The sequence below is a fragment of the Candidatus Enterococcus moelleringii genome, assembly GCF_017377575.1.
In the GTDB taxonomy this organism is placed as follows: Bacteria; Bacillota; Bacilli; order Lactobacillales; family Enterococcaceae; genus Enterococcus_A; species Enterococcus_A moelleringii.
On record NZ_JAFREM010000010.1, the window covers coordinates 76,708 to 95,480 of the forward strand.

An 18,773-nucleotide genomic window follows, 5' to 3' on the forward strand; every position below is an offset into this window, starting at 1 on the left:
CTAGCAAATTTATTTTAAGAATTTTCAGCTAAACGAATCGCGTAATCAATCGCGTTTTCCAAGCTTAACTCGCTGGCAGTCCATTTTCCAGCTTGGTCAAAAGCCGTACCGTGATCTACGGAAGTTCGGATAATCGGCAAGTTCAAGGTGATATTGACACCCTTCACTGCTTCCCAGCTAGCCGTTTTCTGATCATAGACAAAGCCTAAAAGCTTCAATGGAATGTGGCCTTGATCATGGTACATAGCAACAACGATATCGTACATGCCGCCATTAGCTTTAGAAAAGACAGTGTCCGCTGGCAGTGTGCCGTCAGCGTTAATCCCTTCTGCCTTGGCAGCCTCAACTGCTGGATTGATTTCATCAATTTCTTCCCGACCGAACAGACCATTTTCCCCACAGTGCGGATTCAATCCTGCTACTGCAATCCGCGGATTTTTGATCCCTAAGTTTTTACAAGCTGTATCAGCAATCCGAATCACATCTAACACGCGTTCTTTAGTCGCACGATCGCAGGCTTCCCGCAATGAAACGTGGGTTGAAACATGCACTACCCGCAAGTTGCCGTCAGCCAACATCATGGTATATTTATCAGTTCCTGTTAAATCAGCATAAATTTCCGTGTGACCCGCGTAATGATGACCCGCCGCATTCATAGCTTCTTTGTTCAAAGGATTCGTCACAGTAGCATCCACTTCTTTAGCTAACGCTAGTTCAATCACTTTTTTCACGTATTGGAAAGCCGCATTTCCGCCGACCTTGGATACTTCACCAATTGGCAAGTCCTTCATGTCTACAACTTTCAAATCGATGAGATCAATCGTGCCCAGCTCGTATTTACCTTCAATTGGCTTTTCGATCGGGTTCACCGTTACATCCAATTCTGAATGCTCCGCTAAATAATGATCCAGGACACTTTTGTCTCCTATTAATAATGGATGGCAACGATCATATAAATCTGCTTTTAGAAAAGCTTTCAATGAGATTTCCGGTCCGATTCCAGCAGGATCTCCCATAGTAATACCGACGATTTTTTTCATTGCTTCAAGACTCCTTCTATTTACATAACTTCCAAATAAATGTTGCGGGCATCCTCTGGAGTTACTTCCCGTTTGTTGTTAACTAATAGGCGAGTAACTTCCATCCCAGCTGCCACTAATCCGTCTAGATCTTCCTCTGGTACGTTGAAGGTTTTTAAGCTAGTTGGGATTTCTAAAATTTTGACAATTTCTTCTAATTTACTGATCATGTAGGCTGATTTTTCATCCACTGCTAGATCCTTATCGCCATCCTTAACTACTCGGTCGTAAGCAACAGCTAGTAAATCTTTGATTGCTGGTTCGTTAAATTTCATTACCGGTGTCAACAGCATCGCATTTGATACCCCGTGGGCAATGTGATATTTGCCGCCTAATGGATAAGACAGCGCGTGAACCGCGGTTGTTCCTGAAGAAGTAATCGCAACTCCAGCGTAGAAGGAACCTAACAGCATGTGGCTCTTGGCATCCAAGGCTTCAGGATTGGTACATGCTTCAATAATGTTGTTCATGATCAAGTCCAGCGCTTCTAAGGCGAAGGTGTTGCTGATAGGGTTCGCTTTGGCTGAAGTGAAGCATTCAATCGCGTGACATAAAGCGTCGACGCCAGTTGCTGCAGCGATTGGTTTCGGCAAGTTTTTAATCATGCGGCTGTCTAAAATCACATAGTCCGCAATCATTTCTGGATTCACGATCCCGATTTTCAAGTCTTTCTCCGGCACACCCACGATACTGTTAGGGGTTGCTTCTGCTCCAGTTCCCGCGGTGGTTGGAATCATTAAGCTGGTGATTTGTTTTTTCGCCAACAATGGATCATCCAACAGGTCTTTCACTGTGTATTCGTCAGTAGCTAGGATCGATGATAATTTCGCTACGTCCATGACGCTGCCGCCGCCGATAGCGATGATGAAGTCGGCGTTTTCTTTCTTGAATTCATCCACCATGGCTTGGGCTTCATGATAATTCGGCTCAGCCGGAATGTCTGAGATAATTGTGTAATCAATGCCAGCCTTTTCAATAATTGCTTTCGGTAAATCTACTAAACCAGTAGCTAAGATTCCTTTATCAGTGAAAATGACGATTTTACTGGCTTGAGTAATAATTCCTTCTAGTTGTTCAATAGCATGTTCCCCGGCGTTGATGTTCTTAGGCATTTTTAAACTGTAATCTGTTAACATGTTGTTCCTCCTATTTGGTATTTAATTGACTGATTTCTTCAAATAATTCTTCGTTGCCGAAACCACCTGATTTCGTAATCACCTGTCTTTTTTTCTGCTTCCATTCAATGGTGGAGAGTACCACCCCTGGACTGATTTCAGCGATGGGTTCAATGGTGTTAACCCCCAGCACCTTCATCGATTGAAACAATGTATCTCCTCCGGTAAAGAGGAAGGTATTCTCTGAATGCTTTGACCACAAGGCTTGGGTTAAAATCCCTAACGATTGACCAATTCGAAATCGATATTCCGTAGAGGGCAAATTGTTTTCCTTGCTGTAAGCCGTGATGCCTTTGGTTGTTTCTTCATTTAATGTTTCAAAAATCAGCAATGGATGCTTCTCCATTAAGGTTAGATACCTGTTTAAATCCTTCTGTCCGTCCGAGCTTTCCCAATAGCCCGTTCTCAGCAGTTGTTGCGGAGTTAGCGAAATGCGGGGAAATTGTTTGTTTTCCGCATGTTCGATCTGCTTTTTGGTAATCGGATTGACGCTGCCGCAAATCACGACTAACGGATCTTTTAAAGAATAGCTGATCGGCCGTTCATTAGGAAAGAGCTGCTTGGCTAGCACCTTAGCAAAGCCGGCACAACCGATGGACATTCCCAGCAGGTTCGCTTGCTCTAATGCTTCTAGTTGTTGAATCAAGGTGTCGTCGGTTTCAGCATCAAACACCAGCAGACCGTGGGCATCCGACGGAATTGTGTTCCCTTGGATTAACTGCGCCTCAATCTGGGCTTCCTGTTTTAAACGCCGCAGTACATTGCTTTCCGTGACTGGCTCATAAGGATCATCGGCAAAGACACTTTCTGTCACCAGCACTTGATCGATGTACAAATTTCCATCTATCAGCACCCGATTCATTTCAGGATAAGCTGGCAGAAACGGAATCACCGTTTGCTGACTCACATCCTGCACCGCTTTAATCTCAGCACTGATGTTTCCTCTTAAGGCTGAATCCACCTTTTTATATATATGAGGAATTTTCACTTTTTGAGCGCTTACAATAATAGCTTTAATTTGCTGGTAAGCCATCTCAAAACTCAGATATCGGCTTTCGGTATTCATCACCAGGACTTCCACATCTTCATCCACGTCACGATAATCTAAATTCGTATCCGTTGAGACTAAGGTTTTGATCCCTTGATTGGAAAACTGAACCCCCGTATCAAGCGCTCCTGTAAAGTCATCTGCAATGACCAATAGTTTTAACATTCGTTCACCACCTTGTTGATAGTTTCATTTTAGGCCTATCACTGCTCTTTGGATATTTAAAAAAAGAAAAAAGCGTTTAATTTTGAAACGATTTGTGAATCAACCTACTTTTAAGAAGCTATACCAGCTATAATTGTTCCTATATGAAACACCAGGAGGAAAAATATGACTGCGACTGTTAAGATATTGGGCATTGCCCCCTACGAAGAGTTGAACAATTCTATGAATATTGTCAGTAAACAATTTAGCGATGTGCAATCAGATATTTACACTGCCGATCTGGAAGAAGGTCAGCGACTGGCTGCCCAGCTGTACCAGGACGACTATGATGTCATTATCTCTCGCGGCGGGACCGCTGATTTAATCCGCCGTTCAGTATCCATTCCGGTAATTGATGTTTCCATTTCCATTTACGATATTCTCGGAGCAATCCGCTTAGCTGAGAACTATACGGAAAATTTTGCCATAGTGGGGTATTCCAGTATTACCGAGAAGGCCCATTTGCTGTGCGACATTTTAGGCTACACCATTAAAATCATTACGCTGGATGACACGGTAGAAGCCGGTAAAATTTTGGACACTTTGGCCCAAGAGCACTACGGGATGATTTTATGCGATGCTATCACCAATCGACTGGCGCTGACGAAGTCCTTAAACACCATCTTGATTACTTCTGGTTTTGAAAGTATCAAGCATGCCTATCAAGAGGCATTAACGATTGCTCAATATTTAAAAAAAGTGAAGCTGGAAAAAGCCGTGCTTGAGCAAAGCATCAATAGCCAACAACAGGAATGCTTAGTCTTTGATGAACATTTTCAAGTCCAATTTTCGAATTTGGAGACTGTTTTGCAGGAAACAATTTTGAAATACTTGAGCTCGAAAAAAGAGTTAGAACCGGAAAATCAATTTTATCCTACTATTAAGAACAAAATCTATAGCCTCCATACAAAACGTTTCATAGTCGATGAGGCTACTTACTATAGTTGCGTGGTGAAAATTTCCACTCCGCCCGTTATTAATAATCGACTAGGCATCCTGTATCAAAATAGAGCCGAAGTGGCGGAAGCTTTTAAAACGAAATTATTGTTCACCAAATTTATCCAAGAAAGCACCAAAGAAGAGCTGCAAAAGGTCAAAAACTATTATAGAGCCATCCTGATTTTCGGCGAAACCGGAACTGCTAAATCCAACATCGCCTACCAGGCCTACTTAAATCAGGAAAGTCATAACAATAATTTGATCTCCATTGATGCTAAGTTTATTGATGAAAAAATGTGGAAGTTTCTGGTGAACCCTTCAAACGGGCCTTTAGTAGATGCCAATAATACCCTTTTGTTCGAGCACGTGGAGCATCTTTCTCTAGTGGATGTGGAACGCCTGATTGCTATTGTAAAAAACACCAAGCTTTTGCAAAGAAACCAGCTGCTGTTCACCTACGACACGAACCATTCCAGTGAACAGACAATATATAACCGTCTGTTGGTGGAGCTGAATTGCGCCAATATCTACGCACCATCGATTAAGGAACGCAAAAACGAACTCAGTGCCATGACCACGCTGCTGTTAAACAAAATCAATATCGAATGCAACAAAGAAATCATGGGCTTTGACCCCAATGCCATCAAGGAATTTTTAGCCTATGACTGGCCGGGGAATCTTAATCAGCTGCAATCCGCCATTAAGGAGCTAGTGATCAATGCCACTACCCATTACATTTCTGAGCATCAAGTGTCGGTGCTGCTGAAAAAAGAACGTCTGGTACAAAACTTCTCCAGCAACAAGCTGGCGTCCTTCACCTTTCAAAATACGATTGAACAGCCGACGTTGTTTGATTATACAAAGGAAATCATTATGAACATTCTGGAGCAAAATGGCGGGAACCAAACCAAAGCCGCCCAGCAGCTGGGGATTAGCCGGACCACCCTTTGGCGCTATTTGAAGGAGGATTAACGGAAGAGCAAGTATAAAAAAGCCTTGAAATCCTCCGAATGGAAGCCCTCAAGACATCTTAGCTCTTTTGATTGATTTTACGAAAAACTGATCTTTAACACTTTCTGCACCGTAAGTTCACAAATCCATCATATTTTTCTACTATTATAAAAGTACCAACAAACAACCCTAACACTTTTTCATTTTTAACTCCTTGCTAGCCGGCCACCCACCGGCTAGCTATTTTTTTGCCAGTCATGCTTTTCATAGTTTGTCATGAGCGAGAGAAATCGTAAAAATTATCATCTGGATAACTACACGTGACGTTTAGCATGATGGTATGCGCAACGACAATATAATTCATTTTTCACGCTCTTGGAAAAATGAATTCCTTAAAAAGAGTTAGCTGCCAGTCATGCTTTTCGCAGTTTGTTATGAGAGAGAGAAATCATGAAACTTAGCATCTGGATAACTGTACGTGACGTTTAGCATGATGGTATGCGCAACGACAATATAATTCATTTTTCACGCTCTTGGAAAAATGATTACCTTAAAAGGAGTTATCCGCCAGTCATGCTCTTTCAAATAATCAATTATCGCAAATACAAAGTTCTTTTCAAATATCTCCTAAATGTTTCATCGTGAGGAGACATACCCGCACTTTCCAAAAAGTAAGTCCATCTACCAAAGCGTTCAACTGCCAAGTCACCATGTTCGAACTGTTTTTTGGTGGGTGCTTTACCTAGCTCAGCTGATTGTTTGATAACTAAATCAATCAACTCTTCATCGCTGATCTTACTTATGGCTTTGCGGTCTCTTAAACCCGCAACCTGCAAAAAATGACGCCAGCTGCCATAGCGTTTCATGGCCAATGAACTATAGCCAAACTCCTTTGTGGTTGGTGATCTACCTAGCTCTGCAGCCTTTTTTTGAACAAGCATTATCAGATGTTCGTCACTGACAGTGTCCTCTGGATAATCAAGCTTTAGGCCAGCAGCTTGTAAAAAACTTTTCCAGCTGCCATAACGACTGACTGCCAGATCAGCATATTCAAATTCACTCTCCATCAAGGGACGACGCATTTTTCTTCCTTTTTTCCGAGCCAAATGGATCAGCTCTATATTGCTTAGTGCTTCTTGTGAAGAATCGTTTTCCATTTATCAAGTCTCCTTACTATATTTTTAGTGGATTACGTTTAAATAAATATGTAGTTGCATTTGCTATAATCTCATAATCTTCCGGCCTATCATTTGTGAGAATTGCCTGATAATTCTTCTTGCGCCATTGGGTAATCTAGCACCCCTGCATTCAACAAATGACTCAGAAAATTCTAAAAACCACCTCATGGAAACGAATACAAATGTCTATGTAAAAGTCATGTACATTGTTAATAAACAGATATTCAGCTAATGATTTTTAACATTTCCTCCGCTTAAAAGAGATTAAGTAATCCTCATTTATTATACTTCATTGCTTAATTTATGGAAATAGCAAAATACATGGTTACTCCTCGTTTTTTGAAACTTCTCGTCATTGGATAGTAAAGCTGTGGTTAACTTAATTAGGAAACTGGACGCATACTTTTACTGCGTTTTGCAAAGCTAGTTTCTTTAGGGAAGATATTAAATAACCATTCAAAAAATGAGTTTTAATGATTTCAACGAAACAGTATATTACAGATCTTCTCAAACAAAAACAAATACCAACTTAAACAATAAGGAAGGATTCTACCTGGCATTTATGTCAGGAGAATCCTTCTTTTTTTGATTACTTAGCCAAAAAGACGGTCGCATGATTCCCGATGTAATCGTTATTTTTAAGTACATTCAACCTAAAAAAACGTGATCATATCAACTTTTATACCCTTTTATCTCCCAAAATCGAAAATTGTCAAAACACTCTCAAAATTATTTTAAGTAAAATTCACTATACGATTTATTCAACTTTAGGTATTTTTTCCTTTTTCTGATCTGTTATCTTTTAGTCGCCGGCCGAAAAAAAATTATTCAGGTTTAAATCGAACAAGAAGGCGAAGACAAACAAAAGAAAGTGAACTTCAGCAACGTCATCACTAACCAAATCCGTATCGTGAAAACTGCCGAATAAAGAAACTCACCTATTTATTCTAGGGAAAACGCAAAGCAGAATCAACGGAAACTAAACCCGCAGCACCTGTCGCACGCAACTTGTCCCCTGTAAAATCCCGAAAAGAACGGGTAGATCGACTGCGAGCCTTTCACGAAGTCAACAAGAAGAATTAAAAAGGGAACAAGAAAAAGCATTAAGTCCCTGCCCTAATCTCTTGTGTCGGAAAGGTGATAATGCCTAATTTACCAGTATTTATGACGATAGCTGAACTCTGTTATTAAGGAGGGAAGCCGGACATGGTTAAACCAACTTCCTCACACACAACCATCGCCTTAAATGATGCTGCTGAAGCTACTTGCGCGACGTGCCTTCATTGTAAGTATGGGTCACCTACTTATAATCTTTCAGGTTAGAGCAGGCTGCTTGAATGCCTATAACTATTATTAGCTTTTTTAAAATTGAACAAACGAGGCGAAATACATCAATAAGGGCAATCGTTGCCATCTTACATATTTCCCCGCAAAAAAAATGACTTCTCGTGAGAAAAGTCATTCTGCTGTTTCATAGTTATAAAATTCCAGCAACTTAGGAGACATCCGGTAGCCGTAACCCCAGACCGTTTCGATCAGGTCGTCTTGAAAACCTGCGCCTTTTAGCTTTGCCTTCAAACGTTTGATCAATACGGAAATCTGGGTGAGGCGTGAATTGTTTGGTTCAGACTTCCATAAATAATTGCACAGCGACTCCCGCGAAACCAAACCACCCTCGCTGCTTAACAAACACTTAAAGGTGCTCAGCTCTCTTTTGGTCAATCTGCTTTGAAATTCTTCCAAAGATTGCGGCGAGCTTACTTTTGGAGAAGAAATAAAATGATCGTTGTCTTCATTTTCTTGGAACCGTATTAAGTTTTTGACTAAATGTTCCCGTAAAATATCCAATGATTGCCCTTGATAAATCCAGGTGTCAAGCCCCATTTCAGTGAGTTCTGTTTTTTCCGTAGTTGATGGTTCATGAATAAACTTCCGAATCAAAAGACTATCCTCTGGCTCAGCAAATATCAACAACTTCTTAACTTCCTGATTGGTTAATGTTTCACTGAAAATAATTGCCTGATAACTTTGGACTATTTGAAAATAATTTGGTTTATTCCGCAACTGCGTTAGCATGTTAATGGAACAAAATACTTCATAGTTCAAGTGCTGCAAGTCCTCCTGCAACTTTTGTTCTGCCAATAAATTTTTAGTTAAAATCAAAATTGGACGCATATATCTTTCCCCCTTTGAAGAAAAGCAGCATTTCGCCCTTTTCCTATTCCATGAATAACTTTAATGATTTTTATGTTCTAGTTTAAAACTTTAAAAAGATTTGACCGGAATGTTCCGAATAATCCAGTCAAAACCCTACTTTTCACAACAATCATAAATTACTATGGCGAATAAATCAATAGTCTAACCAACAATATAACCCAAATGTTATATATATCCCTTTTTTTGTAAACATTTCTGATAAAACAGATACATTTATTTTTAACGTAAACAAAAACAGGAACTAAGCTGAGTCAAAAAGTGAAGGATTCTTGGAAATATTCTCTTGAATTTTATTTGAAATAAAAGCCAGGATAGTGAAACTAGGTGTTAAGAAGAGCCTTTTTCTTAAACCGTGTATAGGGGGAGACAATTCGTGATTAAACGGCAACAAAAAAACGCGCTGCTTCTGGAAAACAGCACGTTTTTGAATGGATCTTAGATGATACTTGATGATGATTGAAACTATATATGCTAGGCGGTCTTCGTTTCTATATCTAAACACCTTAAGTTAGATTGGATTTTATTAAAGCCCCTATCTCACTTAAGCTCCACAAAAGCTTAGTGAATTGACGGATTTCGCCAACAAAATATTTTATACCTATAGCGCTTTATGTGAATGGTTAAAGTTAAATCGTAGAATGCTTAATTAGTCCATCAAAAGAAAACCCAGTCATCACTAATGCTCAAACCATCACTGATCCAATTCCTCAACTAAAGCATCTACAGATAATTCTTCAAAAGACCCCACCAATCGGTCAACGTCTTTAAGTTTGTCTCTGGGATCAATTCCGACTGCAAAAATACCTGCTGCCTTCAGGCCATCGATTCCCGCTTGCGCATCTTCAAAGCCGATGACTTCATGAACCTCAAAGCCGAGAGCTTCAGCTGCTTTCAAGAAGATTTCCGGGTCGGGTTTGCCCTTTGTTAGCGTCGTCGGATCAACAACGGCGTCAAAGAAGTGAGCAATCGCCAGCTTTTCCAGAATGATTGGGGCATTTTTTGAGGCGGAAGCTAAACTGCAAGGAATCTTTTCAGCGGATGCCGCTTTTAGAAAGTCTTGAACTCCTGGCAACAGATCTGCCGGCGACAATTGTTCCAGCAATCGAACATAATGAGCATTTTTTTCAGCTGCTAATTGTTCTTTTTCTTCTGAAGTGAAATCCGACGCTTGTCCACCCCGTTTAAGTATTTTTTCCAGCGAGTCCATGCGGCTGATCCCTTTTAGCTGTTCATTAAAAGTCTGGTCAATCGAGATTCCCAGCTTTTCTCCTAAGGCTTGCCACGCTTCAAAATGCAATTGGGCGGTATCCGTCAACACACCATCTAAATCAAAAATAAATCCAGTCATCATGTTTTTCTCCTTAAAAAAAGTCAGGCGAGAATTGCTTCCCCCTGACCTTATATTCTTATTGTTTTGTATCCCAATAGCCGCAGAAGGGATCGATTGGGTTGATTCCCTTAAAAGGTGATTTGCCGACTAATTTTTCCACTAGAACTTTTGGGTTAAACTCGTTGGCGGTATAGGCATTAATATAGGTCTTAATCATCGGCACATCCTGCAAATGGTACGGGTTGGCGATCGAAATGAACATGGTGGGTATTTCCTCCACAAACCATGGCACGTCCACGCCCATTGGTGCAAGCCAATTAATTCGCACCGTTGTTTGGTTGCTGGCGGTTTTGATATTGGCAAAATAAAGAACTAAATCAAACTGAGCTGTGAGTTCTTCGACAGGTGCCTTGGTTAATAAGTCGCCGTGAAGTTCTTTTTGGAAAATGGTAGGCTCAAAGCCTTCTGCTCGCAAATGCTGGATAAAGCTCTGGCTGACCGGCGGCTTGCCGCTGGCACTAACTACATCGCCTAAAACAATCACTAATACTTTTTTGTAGTCCGCTGACGTTAGCGGCAGCAGATTTTGCGTATCCTTAACTAAGGTAATGGATTCATCCGCCAACTCATAAGCCCAGCGGCGATGCTGATCACAACGCAATACGCTCAGGGCATCCTTATCTGGTACTAACTGCTCTTTGTCCAGTAATCCTAAAGAAGCTTTCGTTGCCAAAATCCGCAGGACGGCCTCTTCCAAACGTTCCGCTGAAATGATACCTGAATGGTAACCCTCCAAAACAGAAGCGTAATCCTCCGCCAAATTGCGAGTGAACAGCAGCATGTCACATCCTGCCGCGATCGCTTGCGGCAGCAACTCTTTGCGTTTGCCACAGCTGGAAAAACCCGCCATATTAGTAGCATCGGTGACGATCAATCCGTTAAAGTTCAATTCTTTTCGCAGCAAATCCTGCAACAACTCCGGCGAAAGTGATCCTGGAAGAATTTCATTATCGCTAATCCCGGGGCGCAGTTTTCGAGAATACGCTGGCTGCATAATATGTCCGGCCATCACCGTTTTCGCTCCAGCTTCAATCAACTCCCGATAAACCACCCCATAGGTTTGATCCCATTCATCGGTCGATAGGCTGTTTACCGAGGTTAGCAAATGCTGGTCCCGATCATCTACCCCATCACCTGGAAAATGCTTGATGGAAACCGCCACACCTTCTTCCTGGCAGCCGCGAATATATTGCAGCGCCAAGTCCTTCACCCGTGAGACATCCGAGCCAAAGGTCCGAACATTGGTAATCGGATTGGCAAAATTCAAATTGATATCAACAACTGGCGCGAAGGCCCAATTGCATCCCACTGCCGCGCCTTCTGCTCCAGCAATTTTGCCTAAGCGATAAGCATGCTTTTCATCTTCAGCCGCGGCAACTTGAATCGCCCGACCAAAAAAAGTGCCGTCTTTGCCAATCCCATCGCCGCCGGCTTCCAAATTAGCCGCCAACAATAATGGGACCTTGCTGTTTTCTTGGATCAAGCGATGAATTTCCTGGATTTGCTGGCTGTCGCCGGGACGATACATCATGGCGCCCGGGGTATAGTCAGCAATCACTTGCTTAATTTCATCGGTATCTTTGTAATCACCGTGTAAGCAGAAGAGTTGCCCGATCTTTTCTTCCAAAGACAGCTGCTGCACGATCTGCTGAACCTTTTCACTTTGTTTCTCCGTCAAATCAAATGGCTTTGCTTTCAAATCAATCATTAGTATCCTCTTTATCTATTATTATTCTGCAACAGTTTCCTTTAAATCAACTTTTGTTTTTTCTTCGGTGGTGTCACGGTACAAGAATAGGGTTGCCACAAACGAAAGAATCATGGCTACACCCATCGCGATCACACTCATCCAAATACCATTGAAATCGCCAGACGCTGGATTCAAATAGCAAGGGAAAGAGAAAATCCCTTGTCCTCCCATTTGATAGAATTTTACGCCTAAAGCCATGGCCAATGCTCCGCCAACACCAGAAGAAACACAGCTGATAATGAACGGTTTTTTCAGCGGTAATGTCACCCCATAAATGGCTGGTTCGGTAATCCCGAAGATCGCTGGGAAAATCGCAGCCGTAGCAGTATTTTTAATCCGTTTGTTTTTCGTGCGAATCACAATGGCGATCAAAATTGCCAACTGAGTAAATGATGCGGTACAGGTTGCGGCAAAAATTGTGTCGTATCCTAGTGTCGCCAAATTGTTGATTACAATTGGAATCATCCCTTGGTGAATCCCGAACATAACGAAAATCTGCCAGAATCCGCCTACAAATGCCCCAAACAAAATCGGACTAAAGCCGTACAATACTTCGACAAATGCGCCGATAATAGTTGAAGCCCAAGTAGCCAATGGACCAATTACGATGAAAATAATCGGCACGGAAATCAACAACGTCATTAATGGGACAAAGAAATTTTTCACGGCAGCTGGCGCGATTTTCTTCACCTGTTTCTCCACAATCGAAGCAAACCAAACCGCCAGGATTGCCGGAATCACGGTGGAAGAATAGTTGGTTAGCACTACCGGAATTTTCAAAAAGGTCAAGAAAACATTAGACTCGATGATACTTCCGGCAAACAAGGTATCCAACGGTGTGTCGGTAATCGAATTAATAATTGCTGGGTAAATCATAGACGCCCCAATTGCCATCCCGGTAAACTCGTTAAGCTTGAATTTTTTAGCAGCAGTGTAGGCTAAGAAAATCGGGAAAAAGTAAAACAAGGAATCCCCCACAGCATTCAGCATGACATAGGTGCCGTCGGTTTCAGTTAACAAGCCAGAAACAGCCAAAATTGCCAGCAACCCTTTGATAATCCCACAGGCTGTCAGTAAGCCTAACAGCGGCATGAAAATTCCCGAAACCGTGTCAACAAACCGATTAAACAGCGATTTTGATTCACTGGTTTCCGGCTCTTCTTCCACCGGTTGACCTTCCAGATCCAGTCGTTTCATTACTTCTGTATAGACTGCCTCCACCCGCATACCAATAACCACTTGATATTGACCGCCTTGTTGAATCACATCAACGATGCCGTCGGTTTGCTTCAGTAAATCCGTATTGGCTTTGTCTTCATTCTTCAACACAAAGCGTAAGCGGGTAAAACAATGGGTCAGTGAACGAACGTTGTCTTTACCACCCACGTGTTGAATGATCATCTTTGCCAAGTTCTTGTTATCTGCCATCATAAGTCCTCCTTCAATTGAATACGTTCTCATTATATGAAGGATCAACCGGACAAACATTCCGATTTTTGAGATAGATTTAGGCAATTATTGACTTTTTATCGAATTTACTGTCAAAAAAGCCAGCATAACCGTTCTTTTTTGATGTTAGCTGGCTGAAAACTGCTTGCGATACTGGCTGGGCGTCATGCCATGCACCTCTTTAAAAGCTTTGACAAATGCTTTGTGATCGGCAAAACCGCTGATGTAGGCAACTTCCGTTAGGGTCGCACCGGTGTGGTGCATTTCTCCTATAGCCTTATTCAAGCGGACCTTTTTCAAATAATCTTTAAAAGAAATACCGATATACTCTTTGAAGTTGCGGGAAAAGAAGTCGGGATTCAAGTGAACCACCTCAGCTACTTCAGACAAGGTAATCGGTTCGGTAAAGTGTTCATTGATATAGCCGATCACGGTTTTGTAGCGTTGGGCATATTTAGATTGCTGCAGGGCGGTTTGGTGGTCTTGCAGGCAATGGGAAAAAAGCAAATACGCACATTCGCTGGCTTTTCTTTGAAGTAAAAATGTTACCCATTGGTCCTGTGAAAGATAGAGATCTCTTAAATCAATCAGCAGCTGCTGTATTTTTGCCAGCACTTGGTCGGCCTTTTCCAAAGTAAAACTGAAGTGATCCAGCTGAGGCACCTGCCGCTTGAGAAATTCGTAGGAGACAATCAGGCTCACTCCTTGATAGAGATGATTGCGCTCCAATAAAAACTCGTGGCTTTCCTCGCTGTTAATCAGCAGCACTTCACCGTCCTTCAATGTGTGCGTCGTTCCTTCTTTCCAAATCGTCAGATCGTCTCCTAAAACTAGGACGATTTCGATACTCCGATGCCAGTGTAAAGAAAGGGGCTCTTGGATCAGACCTCTTTCTGAAAAAATCCGGTGAGGAATCACTTTAATGGGATAATTCTTTTTCATCTGGTGAATTTCGTATTTACCCTTCACACAATCAGCCTCCTGTATCTTTCTATTATACGTGAACAATGGTGCTAGATAGATAGGACACCCAAAAATGCAGTAGCTTTTGTTTAATTGGAGGTATACAAAAAAACGTAGCTTTCGGCCAAAAGCTACGTTTTTTTGTCGTGCCTTAGCACGTATTATCATCATATCGGGTACCTATTAATTATAATAACATAACGAATCAGAAATTTTCAACACCTAATTTCAACGTGAACAAACACAAGCAACGCTTAAATCTCCAACTGACATCCAACCATTTTTTCTCGTGGCGTACATTTCGTTTTGTAGCTGCAGGTATCACACAGCGTTCGCTTCTCTACTTCAAATAACAGCACCGATTCGTTGACCGGCTGCTCTGATAAATTGACCATTACTTCTCTGTTTCGGCAGTTCAGGCCAGATTTTCTAGCTTGCTCGGCTTGCAAAGATTTAGGGATGGTATACTTTTTGCCAGCCTTAACGAGATAATTACCGGTTTCGATGAAATCCATGTTGACCTTGTGCTCTATGCAGGCTTGATAAATTGCTTGAACCCATTCAAAATGCAGCGGACGGGCACCGTCGTAGTTCTCGCCACCGACGATCACATGCTCCAGCTGACCTTGTGATAAATAATCAGCTATCTCGATGGATTCAATCAGCGGCGCGCACATGATTCCTTTGTGTTTTGCTGGAAAAGATAACAGCTGAGGGATTCGTTCATCGGCAGTTTTCTGATTTTCCACCGAGACATTCAGCCAAACATTTTCCCAGCCCTCGCCCCAATCTTTCGGCAGACATTCCTGGCCTCGGTGGATTCGCTTGGTTAGAATAAAAAAGAAAACGTCAGAACGTTGGCGAATAATATCCCAGACTTCTTCCCGCCATTCGTCGGCTTCCGCCAGAAAAAAATCAGAGGTCATGCAGACGCGAATGGTTGATCCGCTGGGAACATAATAACGACCTGCGCGATCCTTTTTTAACGGCCAGTCGAACATCTGCTGGACCCGATAAATGTCCGAGCCTTTTTTGTTTCGCTGCTTGTCCAAGGTGTACATATAACAATTTTTGCAGCCGGGACTGACTTTTTTACAGCCATGCCACGGATTCCAGATATCACTCATTTTTATCCCTCTTTATTTCGCTGGTTGCTGATCGTATTTATTTCGAAGCTGATAGGTTTTGGCTGGCAGCTCTTTGGCAAAGGACATAAACTCTGCCTGTACATTTGTTAAGTAGTAGCCGATCACGGTCTCACGATGTTCACTAAATTGCGAGGTCAATACCGGACTGTTTTCAAAGCAGCGGTCGATGATAGCTGGATCATCGGTGAAATTCACCGTCCCGCTGACACGCACGTAGCTCATGGTGCTTTGATCACAAACGCAGATTTGCACACAGGGATGCGCCTGCATTTCTTTATAAGAAGTATAATAAACAACGGTATCAAAATACAAGACACCGTCTTCTTCAAATTTGAATTCCAATGGTCGGATCTGTGGGTTTCCGTCCAGTCCTAGGGTCGTTCCATATTGCAGAGGGAATTTCTTGAACACAGCGGTCACAACCGAGAGGCCATCCTCATAGTTGAGACCTTTGAAAAAAGCGAAATGATCCTCCAATTTTGTCTCCTCCTTGTAGTCAGCTTCAAATTGGTGCAACTAGGTCTTTTTGTTTTTTGTTGTATAACGATGGACCTTGCCAGGCCGTTCCTTTTGCACGCCGCGGGCATACTTGATTTCAGGATAACCAAAGCCGATGATCAGCTTCATATAGTGATCCTTGGGAATTCCCAGCATCGCTCTTGCCTCTGGTGCCAGCTCCTGCAAAACATCGGAAGAATAGGACATAATCACCGTTCCTAGACCATAGGCATTTGCGATCAGTTCAAAATAAGCGCTGGCAATGTTGCAGTCTACTTTAGCATCTTCGCCCCACTTTCCGGTGCCTTTTTTATGAGCGATAAACAAATGCGGGGCACCGCAAAACAGCAGATCATCTTTTCTGACCGTTTTTTCCGACTGCTTCATTTTAGTATAGTAAAAATCATCAAAGCTTGAGGTGTATTCATGGCGAGCGGCGGCCTGTTCCATGCCTGGATAGGCGGCGTTCCAAATTTTTTCTACTCTCTTTTTATCGTCAATAATCGTGTACTCGACGCTGTTGCTATTGCCACCGGTGGGTGCTGCTTGCAGCGCACGCAAAATCCGTTCTAAAATCTCGGGGTTCACATTCTTTTTCTGATACCTTCTGCAAGAGCGGCGATTGACAATCAAGCGCTCCATGTATTCCCCCATTTCGGCCGGGGCTGGAGGCAGTGACTCCTCTGGCTGCTTATTAAAAATAGAAATGGCGCCGGTGGGACAAACCGCTAAACAATGCTGACAGCGCCAGCAGCCCCGCCAACCAAATCGTGGGAAGTCGGACATTTGAGGATGCCGCTCCTCATCTAAGCTCAAAACCATCCCAGAACACACGTTGACGCATTTCCCGCAGCCGATGCATTTCGAAAAATCCACGTTAAAACGGGCTGCTGCTTTTTTACTTTCCATGAGTTGCCTCCTTCATTTAATTTTATGAATACAGCAGTCGCTGATAAATCTCGTAATCCTCATCCTTGAAAACATTGAAGACAATTTTCTTGAGCTGATGATTTTCAGTCAGGAAGTTTTTCACCGTTTCCACGGCAATTTCAGCCGCCCGCTTTTGCGGAAAACCGAATACACCGGTTGAAATACAGCAAAAAACCAGACTTTCCATTTTGCTTTCGACCGCTAATTCCAAACAAGCACGGTAAGACGAGGTCAAATCAGCTTCATTTTGTTTTGTTAATCTTCTAGTAACAATCGGCCCTACCGTATGCAAAATGAAGCTGCAGGGAAGATTGAAGCCTGGCGATAGCTTCGCTTGACCAGTAGGTTCCTCATGCCCTTGCCGATTCATCAGCTCATCCATGAACAGCCGCAAGCCAACGCCGGCTTTAGATCCGATAACATTATCGATACAGGCATGCAAGGGTTGAAAGCAGCCCAGCATTTGACTATTGGCGGCATTAACAATTCCGTCGGCTTTTATCCGAGTGATGTCCCCTTGCCAAAGAATCAGGTGATCATTACTAGGAACTGATGGTAAATCCGCGACCTTCACAATGCCGGCCGATTCATTTTCTGCTCGCAAGTAAACATCCTGAATTGCCAGAAATTCTTCACTAACCGGCTCCGGCAGTCTCATATTTAGTAATGCCCGCAGCAGCTCCTTTTGCTCCAGCTCATCTGAAGGCATAATGGCATTTTTATAAACCGCTTGTTCATCCAGCAAATATTGAATCAACCAAATCCGTCGCTCACGATGACTCACACCAAAAACCTCCTTTTGGGTATTCCCACCAGCTCGTTGATCACCACGTCAGCATCGCCAGCTATCCCAATTGAACGATCACGAATTTCCTTTGGGATATGAACTTCAGCTTTATTCAGGCAAATATAATAGGCCTGGGGATTGGCGTGGACTTTTTTCCAAAAATTGTATTTGATGATGATGGGTGTGTTGAAGCCCACTCCGATCTCAAGATAGATTATGGGACCTGCTGCATGTTTTTCTATGAATTGATTGTAGCGCTTAGCCGCGTCATGCCAGCCGGCGTCCTCCACGAAACGGTCATCGGCTCGCAGATTCATTGCAAACGGCAGTCCATCCTCGCCATAAGGGACTAATTCAGAAGGAATAGCCAGCTTCAGCTGCGACCAGTCAATGGCAGAAGTATGCTTGGTGTAGCCGCCATCAAGAGAAGGCGCCAGCAGATCGTTGTCCGCGTCGATTCGCCATCCCTGTGACAAAATCATCTGCTTCACCTGGTGATAATTGTCGTAGGTCTTTTTCGGCTGACCGGAGCCCGCTTGCCAAAGACCATAATCCCCTTGGGTGTAAAACAAACGCTTCTTATCAAAACCAGCTTTATGAAAGCAGTGGTCCACATTGGTGGTTAACACAAAGTAGTTCTTTTTTTCTACCAGCTTTAAAAGATTCCGGTAAACATCTCCCGGACAATCCAGGTAACGATTCACCCAAATGTAGCGCGACCAATAGCCCCAATACTCCTCCAGTGTATCGTAAGGATAAAAGCCGCCGCTATACATATCCTGAAAATCATACAGCCCTGCAAAATCAGTGAAATAACGGGCGAATGGTTCCCCGCTGTACCGATAACCAGCCGCGGTGGACAAGCCGGCACCCGCTCCAATCACCACACTATCTACCCCTTCAATCAGCGCCTTCACTCGCTCTAACCCGTTGAGCGCATCATTGCTTTTCTTTACTTTATTACTCCTGAACATGGTCTGCCTCCCGTTTGTTTTCTTATTCTTACTATAGCTGAGGAAACAAGCCTTGGTAAGTACGCACAAATCTATTACTTAGTTACTAAAAAG

At 42.7% G+C, this 18,773-nt stretch carries 15 protein-coding genes; 1 reads left to right on the forward strand and 14 read right to left on the reverse strand.

Annotation, left to right across the window (positions count from 1 at the left end):
• Positions 1-14: 14 nt before the first annotated feature.
• The 3 genes from pdxA to JZO70_RS05985 are packed head-to-tail and all read right to left on the reverse strand — an operon-like array spanning position 15 to position 3,467.
• Positions 15-1,040 carry a 4-hydroxythreonine-4-phosphate dehydrogenase PdxA gene (gene pdxA / locus JZO70_RS05975; RefSeq protein WP_207672636.1) on the reverse strand — a complete coding sequence of 342 codons (1,026 nt, stop codon included), beginning with the start codon at positions 1,038-1,040 and terminating at the stop codon, positions 15-17.
• Between the two features lie 20 nt (positions 1,041-1,060).
• Positions 1,061-2,215 (reverse strand): iron-containing alcohol dehydrogenase, encoded by a 1,155-nt coding sequence (locus JZO70_RS05980; RefSeq protein WP_207672637.1) that lies wholly within the window; start codon positions 2,213-2,215, stop codon positions 1,061-1,063.
• A gap of 10 nt (positions 2,216-2,225) precedes the next feature.
• Positions 2,226-3,467 (reverse strand): four-carbon acid sugar kinase family protein, encoded by a 1,242-nt coding sequence (locus JZO70_RS05985; RefSeq protein ID WP_207672638.1) that lies wholly within the window; start codon positions 3,465-3,467, stop codon positions 2,226-2,228.
• Positions 3,468-3,632: 165 nt separating this feature from the next.
• On the opposite strand from JZO70_RS05985, the gene JZO70_RS05990 reads away from it, so the two are divergent.
• A complete protein-coding gene (locus tag JZO70_RS05990; protein ID WP_207672639.1) occupies positions 3,633-5,417 on the forward strand; it encodes a sigma-54-dependent transcriptional regulator in 1,785 nt (594 codons plus the stop codon).
• Positions 5,418-5,989: 572 nt separating this feature from the next.
• On the opposite strand, the gene JZO70_RS05995 is transcribed toward JZO70_RS05990, so the two are convergent.
• The 11 genes from JZO70_RS05995 to JZO70_RS06045 form a co-directional block, all read right to left on the reverse strand.
• Complete coding sequence (locus tag JZO70_RS05995) at positions 5,990-6,553, reverse strand: homing endonuclease associated repeat-containing protein (RefSeq protein WP_207672640.1); 564 nt, start codon at positions 6,551-6,553, stop codon at positions 5,990-5,992.
• 1,479 nt (positions 6,554-8,032) lie between these two features.
• Positions 8,033-8,749: a helix-turn-helix domain-containing protein gene (locus JZO70_RS06000; protein ID WP_207672641.1), complete on the reverse strand. Its 717-nt coding sequence runs from the start codon at positions 8,747-8,749 to the stop codon at positions 8,033-8,035.
• Positions 8,750-9,482: 733 nt separating this feature from the next.
• On the reverse strand, positions 9,483-10,142 hold the full coding sequence (gene pgmB / locus JZO70_RS06005) for a beta-phosphoglucomutase (RefSeq protein WP_207672642.1): 660 nt from the start codon (positions 10,140-10,142) through the stop codon (positions 9,483-9,485).
• Positions 10,143-10,197: 55 nt separating this feature from the next.
• Positions 10,198-11,889, reverse strand: coding sequence for a glycoside hydrolase family 3 protein (locus tag JZO70_RS06010; protein ID WP_207672643.1), 1,692 nt, complete (start codon positions 11,887-11,889; stop codon positions 10,198-10,200).
• 21 nt (positions 11,890-11,910) lie between these two features.
• Positions 11,911-13,359, reverse strand: coding sequence for a PTS transporter subunit EIIC (locus JZO70_RS06015; RefSeq protein ID WP_207672644.1), 1,449 nt, complete (start codon positions 13,357-13,359; stop codon positions 11,911-11,913).
• A gap of 147 nt (positions 13,360-13,506) precedes the next feature.
• On the reverse strand, positions 13,507-14,349 hold the full coding sequence (locus tag JZO70_RS06020; RefSeq protein ID WP_207672645.1) for a helix-turn-helix domain-containing protein: 843 nt from the start codon (positions 14,347-14,349) through the stop codon (positions 13,507-13,509).
• Between the two features lie 248 nt (positions 14,350-14,597).
• The gene (locus JZO70_RS06025) at positions 14,598-15,470 is read right to left on the reverse strand and encodes a DUF5131 family protein (RefSeq protein ID WP_207672646.1); all 873 of its coding nucleotides are present in this window, start codon (positions 15,468-15,470) and stop codon (positions 14,598-14,600) included.
• 12 nt (positions 15,471-15,482) lie between these two features.
• Entirely contained in the window at positions 15,483-15,968 is a 486-nt protein-coding gene (locus JZO70_RS06030; RefSeq protein WP_207672647.1) for a pyridoxamine 5'-phosphate oxidase family protein, read from the reverse strand.
• A gap of 39 nt (positions 15,969-16,007) precedes the next feature.
• The gene (locus JZO70_RS06035; protein ID WP_207672648.1) at positions 16,008-16,898 is read right to left on the reverse strand and encodes a nitroreductase family protein; all 891 of its coding nucleotides are present in this window, start codon (positions 16,896-16,898) and stop codon (positions 16,008-16,010) included.
• A 22-nt stretch (positions 16,899-16,920) separates the two neighbouring features.
• Complete coding sequence (locus tag JZO70_RS06040) at positions 16,921-17,703, reverse strand: protein-ADP-ribose hydrolase (RefSeq protein WP_207672649.1); 783 nt, start codon at positions 17,701-17,703, stop codon at positions 16,921-16,923.
• On the reverse strand, positions 17,700-18,680 hold the full coding sequence (locus JZO70_RS06045) for an SIR2 family NAD-dependent protein deacylase (RefSeq protein WP_242703808.1): 981 nt from the start codon (positions 18,678-18,680) through the stop codon (positions 17,700-17,702). The genes JZO70_RS06040 and JZO70_RS06045 overlap by 4 nt, the downstream gene beginning before the upstream one ends.
• Between the last annotated feature and the right edge of the window lie 93 nt (positions 18,681-18,773).